The organism is Intrasporangium sp. (genome assembly GCF_032907665.1).
Lineage (GTDB): Bacteria > Actinomycetota > Actinomycetes > Actinomycetales > Dermatophilaceae > Intrasporangium.
Genome location: NZ_JAJJPG010000129.1, coordinates 1 through 9,318, shown reverse-complemented (window position 1 = coordinate 9,318; position 9,318 = coordinate 1). Strand labels below are relative to the sequence as shown.

The following is a 9,318-nucleotide window of genomic DNA, read 5'->3' as shown; positions in this document are numbered from 1 at the left end:
TCGCCGCGGGATCGGCTCATCCAGCGGAGACCCTCTCGTAGGCAACCCGCAGCACCGAGTCGTCGGGGCCGACGAGTCGGCTCGGCCGCGCGAGGCCGTCGAGGACGACGAAGCGCAGGGTCGAGCCGCGGGACTTCTTGTCGCGGCGCATGACCGTCAGGAGCGCCTCCCACCGGTCGCCACGGTAGCTCGTCGGCAGCCCGATCGACTCGAGCAGCGCCCGGTGCCGGGCGACGAGGCCCTCGCCATCGGGCCCGGCGAGGTGTCCCGTCAGTCGGGCCAGCTCTGCCGCGTAGACCATGCCGACGCTGATCGCCTCGCCGTGCCGCCAGGTGTAGCCCTCGACCTGCTCGATGGCGTGGCCGAAGGTGTGGCCGTAGTTGAGGATCTCGCGGAGCGCGCTCTCCTTGAGATCGACCGCGACGACGTCAGCCTTGACCTGGATCGCTCGCTCGATGAGCTCTCGCAGCCGAGGGTTGTCGGCCCGCCGGGCTGCAACCGGGTCCTGAGCGACGAGCTCGAGGATCGCGGGGTCCGCGATGAAGCCGCACTTGACGACCTCGGCCAGGCCCGCCACGAAGTCGGCCTCCGGGAGGGTCGTGAGCACGTCGACGTCGCAGAGCACCCCGACCGGTGGATGGAAGACACCGACGAGGTTCTTGCCCTCGTCGGTGTTGATGCCGGTCTTGCCCCCGACCGCGGCGTCGACCATGCCGAGCAGCGTCGTCGGGACCTGGACGACCTGGACACCGCGCAGCCAGGTGGCCGCGACGAACCCCGCAAGGTCGGTGACCGATCCACCACCCACACCCACCACCGCGTCGCTCCTGGTGAAGCCCGCCCTGCCCAGCTGCGCCCAGAGCGAGGCGGCGACGGAGGACGCCTTCGCGGACTCCGCGTCCGGCACCTCGGCGAGCTCAGCGGCATACCCCCTCGCGGTGAGCCCTGCCGCCACCTGACCGGCGAGCTCGCGCAGGGTCGGTGGGTGGACGACGAGAACCCGTTCGACCTCCCCCCGGAGCAGATCCGGCACGCGGTCGATGACGCCGGACCCGATGACGACGTCGTAGTCGTCCCCGACCGGGATCACGGTCGGCGGCGCGGCTGTCACGCCTCGGCTCCCTCGAGGAGCCCGGCGATCTCGTCCGCGATGTCGTCCGGGAGTCGGCCGGCGGTGTCGACGCGGTGGGTCGCGACCCGCTCGTAGGTCGCACGCCGAGCGTTCATCATGGCGACCCAGGAGGCTCGCGGGTTGACGGAGAGAAGGGGGCGAGAGCGGTCGAAGCCGACACGCTTGCTTGCGTCAGCGATGGCGACGTCGAGAAAGACGACGACGTGCCCCTCCAGCGCCTGCTCGGTCCGTGGGTCCATGACCGCACCACCGCCGAGCGCGAGGACGCCTCGCTCCTCGGCGAGGGCGCGGGCGACCTCGGCGCGCTCCAGGTCTCGGAAGGCCGGCTCTCCGTCGTCGACGAAGATGTCGGCGATGGACCTGCTCTCGGCGGCCTCGATGGCGGCATCGGTGTCGTGCAGCGTCGTGCCCAGGCGCTCGGCGAGGACGCGTCCGACGGTGCTCTTTCCCGACCCGGGCGGCCCGACGAGGACGACGACGGGGCGGGTGCGGTCGGTCACCATGTGCGCAGGGCCTCAGGGATGGACGCCAGGTAGGCAGCCCGGTTGCGCGCCGTCTCCTCGACCGAGTCGCCCCCGAACTTCTCGAGGCAGGCCTCGGCGAGCACGAGGGCGACCATCGCCTCGGCGACGACCCCGGCAGCCGGCACGGCGCAGACATCGGAACGCTGATGGATCGCCGTGGCCGCCTCCCCTGTGGCGACGTCGACTGTCGCGAGGGCACGGGGCACGGTGCTGATCGGCTTCATCGCGGCACGCACCCGGAGCGGCTGACCGGTCGACATGCCCCCCTCCGTCCCGCCGGCCCGGTCCGTGCGCCGACGGATCGTCCCGTCGACGAGGTCCATCTCGTCGTGTGCGTGCGACCCCCGGCGTCGGGCTGTCTCGAAGCCGTCACCGACCTCGACGCCCTTGATGGCCTGGATGCTCATCAGGGCGGCGGCCAGCCGGGAGTCGAGCTTGCGGTCCCAGTGCACATGGGAGCCGAGACCCGGTGGCAGGCCATAGGCGAGGACCTCGACCACGCCGCCGAGCGTGTCGCCGTCCCTGCGCGCCGCGTCCACCTCGGCGACCATCGCGGCCGAGCCGTCAGGGTCCAGAGCGCGGACCGGGTCGGCGTCGAGCCGCTCCACGTCGTCGGGCGTCGGCGGGTCTGCCTCAGGGCGGGCGGCCGCGGTGCCGATCGCAACCGTGTGGGACACGAGGCGGATGCCGTAGGCCTGCTCGAGGAAACGGGCCGCAACCTCGCCCAGCGCGACACGGGCCGCGGTCTCCCGCGCCGAGGCGCGCTCGAGCACCGGGCGGGCGTCGTCGTGGCCGTACTTCTGCATCCCCACGAGGTCCGCGTGTCCCGGGCGAGGGCGGGTCAGCGGCTTGTTGCGGGCGATCTCCCGCTCCGCATTGACGTCGTCGGCCGCGGCGAGCACGTCGGGGTCCACCGGCTCGGGGCTCATGACGGTCATCCACTTCGGCCACTCGCTGTTGCCGATGCGGATCGCGATGGGCGACCCGAGGGTGACCCCGTGACGCAGGCCGCCGAGGAACTCGACCTCGTCCTGCTCGAACTTCATCCGCGCGCCCCGGCCGTAGCCGAGCCGCCGCCGGGCGAGGGCGTTCTGGACGTCCTTGGCCGTGACGTGCACCCCAGCCGGCAACCCCTCGAGCATGGCCACCAGGGCCGGCCCATGAGACTCCCCGGCGGTCAACCATCGCAACATGGTCCGATCCTCCCACGGTGCCTGCAGGCGACCGGCGGCGCCCGCCACCCGGGGACGGGCTAGAGCTCGTCGGGCGGCAGGACGGTGAGGACGCGCGCGATGAACTCGTGGAACTCCCGCATGTAGCTGCGCAGGAACTCCTCGATCCCCGCGTCCTTGACCTCACCAGAGTCACTGAAGACCTCCGGTGTGAACTGGATGTATGCCTCCACCGCGTTCATCAGTGGGCTGTTGCAGAAGGCGAGGACCTGCTTGAGGCTCTGCTGTGCCACCGCCGTTCCGATGGCTCCGGGTGAGGCGCCGATCACGGCCGACGGCTTGCGGGCGAAGGAGTTCTGCCCCTTGGGGCGGCTCGCCCAGTCGATCGCGTTCTTCAGGGCGCCTGGGATGCCCCGGTTGTACTCCGGCGTGACGAAGAGCACCGCATCGACCGCCGCGATCGCCTCCTTGAGGGCACGGCCCTCCGGCGGGTAGTCGGCGTCGTAGTCGTAGCTGTACAGGGGAAGGTTGCCGATGGGGATCTCGGTGAACGCCATGTTGGCCGGAGCAACGCGGATGAGTGCCTTCGACAGGATGCGGTTGATGGAGCCGGTTGCGAGGCTGCCGACGAAGTAGCCGACCTGCTGCGTGGTCATCTCTGGGTCCTCTCTGGGTCCTCTCTGGATCCTGGCCTCCGTCGCTGACGCAGCCAGCCCACCCCTACCCGGTTCGTCGGGGCAGACCGCCCGACCTTCGTCAGAAGAAGGGGCGGACGTCGACGAGAAGGGCGATGAGGGCCCCTACGAGCATCCACGGGCCGAAGGCGATGTGGTCCTTGCGGGACCCTCTACGCACGATGATGCGCGCGAGGCCGTAGGCCCCGGAGAGGAGGAACGCGGCGTAGGTCGCGACGACAGGCGCCCAGGGAGACACGTACCCGGTGGCGATGCCGACGAGTCCGGCCAGGGTGACGTCGCCGAGGCCGAACCCGCTGCGCAACAACGCCGCGAGGAGAGCCAGAACGAGGTACAGGGCCCAGAGGACGGCGCCCGCGATGAGCGCTCTCCGCAGTGCGGCCCAGTCCCCGGACGCCCACGACGCGAGAGTGAGCTGGCCGACGAGCATGGGGTAGGCAGGTCGGGTCAGCCCGTGCGGGAGCCGGTGGACGTCGGCGTCCACCCAGGTCAGGGCCACCGCAACCGCCGCGAACCCGAGGTAGGCGGGGGCGAGTGCGTAGTCGGCAGCCGGACCGAAACGCCACGCGAGCAGGCCCCACAGCGTCCCGAGCGCGCCGGCCACGGCCCACGCAGGTGTCCGCGGGCGCAGGCCGGTCTCGTGGTCGAGCCGGTAGCCGAGCGTCGCAAGGCGGGTGCCGAGCAGCTGTCCGACCACCGCGCCCGCGACGGAGAGTGCCGCGACGTACCACCACGGGGTCGGTGGGAAGTCCGCCCACGTCATCAGGCGGACCGCTCCGCCAAGGCGGCCTCCAGCGCTGCCTGCATCGCCTCGACGGGTGCCGGTCGTCCCGTCATCAGGCGGACCTGCTCGGTTGCCTGGTGTAGGAGCATCGACGTCCCTTCCTGGACGGTCCAACCCGCTGCTGCGGCCGCGCGCTGCAGGGGTGTGCGGCCGTCACCGTAGACGACGTCGAGGACCGTGCGGGGGCTCTCGGCTCGATCGGACTGCGGGAAGCCGTCCAGACCGGTGACCGACGCGGGAGGGACGGTGCTGATGACGACATCGGTCAACGGCCACCGGCCCATCGGCACCTCGTCGACGGCGATGTCGGCGCGTCGGGCCTGCTCGACCGTCGCTGGGCGTGCCCGGTCGCGCACCATGAAGGTGATGCGACGAGTGCCGGACGATGCGAGCGCGGCGACTGCGGACCTCGCGGTGGCGCCGCTGCCCACGACGAGGGCGTGTGTCGTGTCGTAGCACCCCGCGTCGAGGAGGGCGATGGCGATGCCGTGGACGTCGGTGTTGTGCGCCGTCCACCCTTCCGGCTCGCGCACGAGGGTGTTGGCGACCCCCGTGTCCGCTGCCGTCGCCACGACGCGGTCAGCGGCTCGGACGGCCACCTCCTTGAGCGGCATGGTCAGAGACAGCCCCCGCCACGTGTCATCGAGCTCGCTGAAGGCCTGGGCGAACCCGCCCTCGTCGACCTCCTGCCGCTCGTAGGTCCAGTCGCGCAGCCCCAGTGCGGCGTAGGCGGCGCGGTGCAGCACGGGCGAGAGCGAGTGCGCGATCGGCGACCCCCAGACCGCGCACCTCACGCCCTGAACACCGTGCTCAGCACTGGCCCGGGTTCGATTGGCACCACTTCTGGAACTCGGCGACGTTGGCCTGGTGCTCCTCGAAGGTCACGGCGAACTTCGTCGTGCCCTTGGCGGGGTCGACGGTCACGAAGTAGAGCCATGGTCCGTCGGCGGGCTGAGCGGCGGCCTTGATCGCGCTCTCGCCGGGGTTGCCGATCGGGCCCGGCGGCAGGCCCTTGACCTTGTAGGTGTTGTAGGGGCTGTCGCTCGCGCGGTCCGCGTCCGTCGTCGTGATGCCGTGCTTGCCGGTCGCGTAGTTGACCGTGGAGTCGAACTGGAGCGGCATGTCCTGTGCCAACCGGTTCTCGACGACGCGGGCCACCTTGGGACGGTCCTCCTCGAAGCGCGCCTCGGCCTCGACGAGGCTGGCCACGATGATCGTGCGCTCCATCCGCTCGGGGGTGACGCCGAGGGCATCGAGCCGCTTCGTGGACTCCGAGACCATCTGGCGCAGATGGTCGACGGCCGTGCTGTCGGGCTCGAACTCGTAGCTGGCGGGGAAGAGGTACCCCTCGACGTTGCCGTTCGCCGACGCCGGTAGGCCCAGGGCCTTCGCATCCTTGGCAGCCTCTGCGTACTGCGCGACCGGGATCCCCGTGGCTTCGGAGAGGATCGGGTAGACCTCCTTGGCCCACTTCCCCTCTGGCACGACCACCCGCTGGACGATCCGGTTCGCCGGGTCGACGAGAACCGCGAGCGCGTCGGTGGCCTTCATCTGCTTGCGCATCTCGTAGACACCGGGCTGGATGCCGGCGCTCTTCGGGTCGTCCTGGGCGGCCTCGATGAACGCCTTGGTCGACTTGACGACGTCCTGGTCGGCGAGGACCTGCGCGATGGCCGAACCCCCAGCGCCCTGAGCCACGGTGACACGGACGGACCCGGAGCCGGGGCCGGGATAGTCGTTGGACTCGAGGAATCCGGCGACGACGGGACGCAGGTAGGTGTAGGCGATCGCCACGCCACCGCCGACGACGGCCAGCGCCAGCACGATGACGGCGAGCCGGCGCACCACGGAGGGCCGGCCCTTCGGGCCCTTGCCCTCCTGTCTGGCGGCGCGCTGTGCGGCGAGCTCGGCCTCGCGCGCCTCACGGCGGGTGCGCGGCTGCTGGACGGGGGCGGCAACCTCGTCGTGCGGCTCGTCGTCGTGGTCACCGAAGATGGAGGTTTCGAGATGGTCCTTCATCGACGACGCGCCTTCCGTGGTTTGCCGAGCGAGACGATCTCACCCGCCGGCCTGCCAGCGGAGGCCTCGGCGTCGAGAGCGGACTGCAGGATGAGCACAGCCGCAGCCTGGTCGACGACGGAGCGCTGCCCCCGACCCGGCACACCGCTGTCGCGTAGTCTCTTGTGCGCCACGACCGTGGTCAAGCGCTCGTCGACGAGTCGCACAGGCACTGGGTCGACTCGGTTCGCGAGCTCCATGGCGTAGGCACGGGCGATCCTGGCCGCCTCTCCCTCGTGACCGGAGAGCAGACGCGGCAGGCCCACGATGACCTCGACGGCCTCCCGCTCGGCCACGAGTGCGCCGATCGCCTCGAGATCGGACTGGCCGGAGACGTCCCGGGCGAGGGTCTCGACAGGGTGCGCGAAGGTGCCAGACGGGTCAGAGGCGGCGACGCCGACGCGGGCGCTGCCCACGTCGACGCCGATCCGCACTCCGGGCCGCAGGAGCACCGTCACGCGCCCCGCTGGCGAAGTTGCTGCTCGACGGCGCCCAACGCGCTCGAGACCATCGAGGCGTCGGTGCCACCACCCTGGGCGATGTCGTCCTTGCCGCCGCCGCCTCCGCCGAGGACCTGCGCGGCTGACTTGACGAAGGCACCGGCCTTGAGGCCGATCTCGCGCGCCCGGTCGTTCGTCGCGACGATGACAACGGGGCGTCCGTTGGACACCGCTGCCATCGAGACGAGCGACGGGCGGTCGTTTCCGAGGCGGCGTCGCACGTCGAGGACGAGCGGCCGCAGGTCGTCGGCGCTGACATCTGGGCCTGCGTCATGGCTGACGAAGGTCACCCCGCCGATGTCGCGAGCCGTGGCGACCAGCCCGGCCGCGGCCCCGAGGACCTGGGCCTGCTTCACCGCCGCGATCTCCTTCTCCGCCTCCTTGAGCTTGGACAGGATGCTCGCGATCCGGTCGGGCAGGTCCTCCGTGCGCACCTTGAGCTGGTCGGTGAGCTGCCCGACGATGGCCGCCTCGCGGGCAAGGTGATGGTAGGCATCGGCCCCGACGAGCGCCTCGACGCGCCGCACGCCCGAGCCGATGGACGCCTCACCGAGCAGCTTGACGACGCCGAGCTGGCCGGCCCGCAGGGCGTGCGTGCCGCCACAGAGCTCGATGGACCACTCGCCGATCGAGACGACGCGGACCCGGTCGCCGTACTTCTCGCCGAACAACGCCAGTGCCCCCATGCCCCGCGCCTCGTCGAGTGACATGATGTCGGCCGTCACGGGCAGGTCGTCGAGCAGCACGGCATTGACCTTGGCCTCGATGTCGGCCATCGCCTCGATGGGGACTGGGCTCTGGGCCTTGAAGTCGAAGCGCAGGCGCCCGGGCGAGTTCTCCGAGCCGGCCTGCGTGGCGGTGTCACCGAGCTCCTCGCGGAGGGCCTGGTGGACCATGTGCGTCGCTGTGTGCGCCCGGGAGATGGACCGGCGTCGCAACACGTCGACCACGGCCTCGGCCTCGTCGCCGGTGACGGCCTCGCCCTCGAGCACAGTGGCCCGGTGGACGATGAGCCCGTTGATCGGCTTCTGCACGTCACGCACCTCGAGGAGGGCGCCGCTCGAGAGACGGATCCGACCGTGGTCTGCGAGCTGGCCGCCCGCCTCCGCATAGAGGGGCGTGCGGTCGAGGACGAGCTCGATGTCGTCTCCCTGGCGCGCCGACTCGACCAGCTCGCCCGCACGGATCAGGCCACGAACCCTGGACTCCGACGCGACCTCGTCGTAGCCGGTGAACTCGACCGCATGGCCGAGGGAGTCGGCGACCCGGCGGTAGACCGACACGTCGCCGTGGGCCATCTTCTTGGCTTTGGCGTCGGCCTTGGCCCGGTCGCGCTGCTCGGCCATGAGCCGCCGGAAACCCGTCTCGTCGACGTTGAGACCCTGCTCGGCCGCCATCTCCAGGGTGAGGTCGATGGGGAAACCGTAGGTGTCGTGCAGCTGGAAGGCCTCGGCGCCGCCCAGGGTCGACGCGCCGCTCGACTTCGCCCTCGCGACAGCGACGTCGAGGATGGTCGTGCCCGCGCTGAGCGTCCGGCGGAAGGCGTCCTCCTCCGCATAGGCGACCTGGCTGATCCGACCGAACGAGCGCTCGAGCTCCGGGTAGGAGGCCATCATCCGGTCCTTGCTCACCGGCAGCAGATGCTCGAGGGTCGGGGCATCGACGCCGAGCAGCCGCATCGAGCGGACCGCGCGGCGAATCAGCCGTCGCAGGACGTAGCCGCGTCCCTCGTTGCCCGGGGTGACGCCGTCGCCGATGAGCATGAGGGCCGAGCGCACGTGGTCGGCCACGACCCGGAAGCGGATGTCGTCCTCGAGGTCCGCCCCGTAGCGACGGCCCGAGAGGTCCTCGGCGGCCGCGATGACGGGGAACACCTCGTCGATCTCGTAGATGTTGTCCACGCCCTGAAGCAGGAAGGCGACCCGCTCGAGGCCCATGCCGGTGTCGATGTTGCGCTTGGGCAGCGGACCCGCGATGTCGAAGTCGTCCTTCGCGCGCACGGCCGAGAGGTCGTCCTGCATGAAGACGAGGTTCCAGAACTCGAGGTAGCGGTCCCCCGCCTCCCAGTCGCGGTCGGCCCCGAACTCGGGCCCTCGGTCGATGAGGATCTCCGAGCACGGTCCACCCGGCCCCGGGACGCCCATGTTCCAGTAGTTGTCCTTCTTACCCAGTCGCACGATGCGGTCGTCGGGCAGACCGGCGACCCGCTTCCAGATCGCGATCGCCTCGTCGTCCTCGTGGTAGACGGACGCGTAGAGGTCCTTCTCGTCGAAGCCGTAGCCGCCCTGGTTCTGGGGGGTCGTGACCAGCTCCCAGGCGAGCGTGATCGCGCCCTCCTTGAAGTAGTCGCCGAAGCTGAAGTTGCCGTTCATCTGGAAGAACGTGCCGTGCCGGGTCGTCTTGCCGACCTCCTCGATGTCGAGGGTGCGCACGCACTTCTGCACGCTCGTCGC

General features: G+C 70.8%; 9 protein-coding genes. All 9 read right to left on the bottom strand.

All coding sequences use genetic code 11. The annotated features are described in order from the left end of the window. Window positions 1-16 precede the first annotated feature (16 nt). Window positions 17-1,111 carry a 3-dehydroquinate synthase gene (aroB, locus tag LOY02_RS15625; RefSeq protein WP_317183288.1) on the bottom strand — a complete coding sequence of 365 codons (1,095 nt, stop codon included), beginning with the start codon at window positions 1,109-1,111 and terminating at the stop codon, window positions 17-19. Beyond that, window positions 1,108-1,635 (bottom strand): shikimate kinase, encoded by a 528-nt coding sequence (locus LOY02_RS15620; protein WP_317183287.1) that lies wholly within the window; start codon window positions 1,633-1,635, stop codon window positions 1,108-1,110. The genes aroB and LOY02_RS15620 overlap by 4 nt, the downstream gene beginning before the upstream one ends. Continuing rightward, window positions 1,629-2,849: a chorismate synthase gene (aroC, locus tag LOY02_RS15615; RefSeq protein ID WP_317183286.1), complete on the bottom strand. Its 1,221-nt coding sequence runs from the start codon at window positions 2,847-2,849 to the stop codon at window positions 1,629-1,631. Before aroC ends, LOY02_RS15620 begins: the two co-directional genes overlap by 7 nt. 59 nt (window positions 2,850-2,908) lie before the next feature. Then, window positions 2,909-3,484 (bottom strand): NADPH-dependent FMN reductase, encoded by a 576-nt coding sequence (locus LOY02_RS15610; RefSeq protein ID WP_317183285.1) that lies wholly within the window; start codon window positions 3,482-3,484, stop codon window positions 2,909-2,911. A gap of 100 nt (window positions 3,485-3,584) precedes the next feature. Beyond that, the gene (locus tag LOY02_RS15605) at window positions 3,585-4,286 is read right to left on the bottom strand and encodes a prepilin peptidase (protein WP_317183284.1); all 702 of its coding nucleotides are present in this window, start codon (window positions 4,284-4,286) and stop codon (window positions 3,585-3,587) included. Further along, window positions 4,286-5,101, bottom strand: a complete 816-nt coding sequence (locus tag LOY02_RS15600) for a shikimate dehydrogenase (RefSeq protein WP_317183283.1) — start codon at window positions 5,099-5,101, stop codon at window positions 4,286-4,288. Before LOY02_RS15600 ends, LOY02_RS15605 begins: the two co-directional genes overlap by 1 nt. A gap of 16 nt (window positions 5,102-5,117) precedes the next feature. After that, the gene (mltG, locus tag LOY02_RS15595) at window positions 5,118-6,326 is read right to left on the bottom strand and encodes an endolytic transglycosylase MltG (RefSeq protein ID WP_317183282.1); all 1,209 of its coding nucleotides are present in this window, start codon (window positions 6,324-6,326) and stop codon (window positions 5,118-5,120) included. Then, the gene (gene ruvX, locus LOY02_RS15590) at window positions 6,323-6,823 is read right to left on the bottom strand and encodes a Holliday junction resolvase RuvX (protein WP_410505963.1); all 501 of its coding nucleotides are present in this window, start codon (window positions 6,821-6,823) and stop codon (window positions 6,323-6,325) included. Before ruvX ends, mltG begins: the two co-directional genes overlap by 4 nt. Next, a partial coding sequence (gene alaS, locus LOY02_RS15585; RefSeq protein ID WP_317183281.1) for an alanine--tRNA ligase occupies window positions 6,820-9,318 on the bottom strand: 2,499 nt, incomplete at its 5' end. The genes ruvX and alaS, both read right to left, overlap by 4 nt.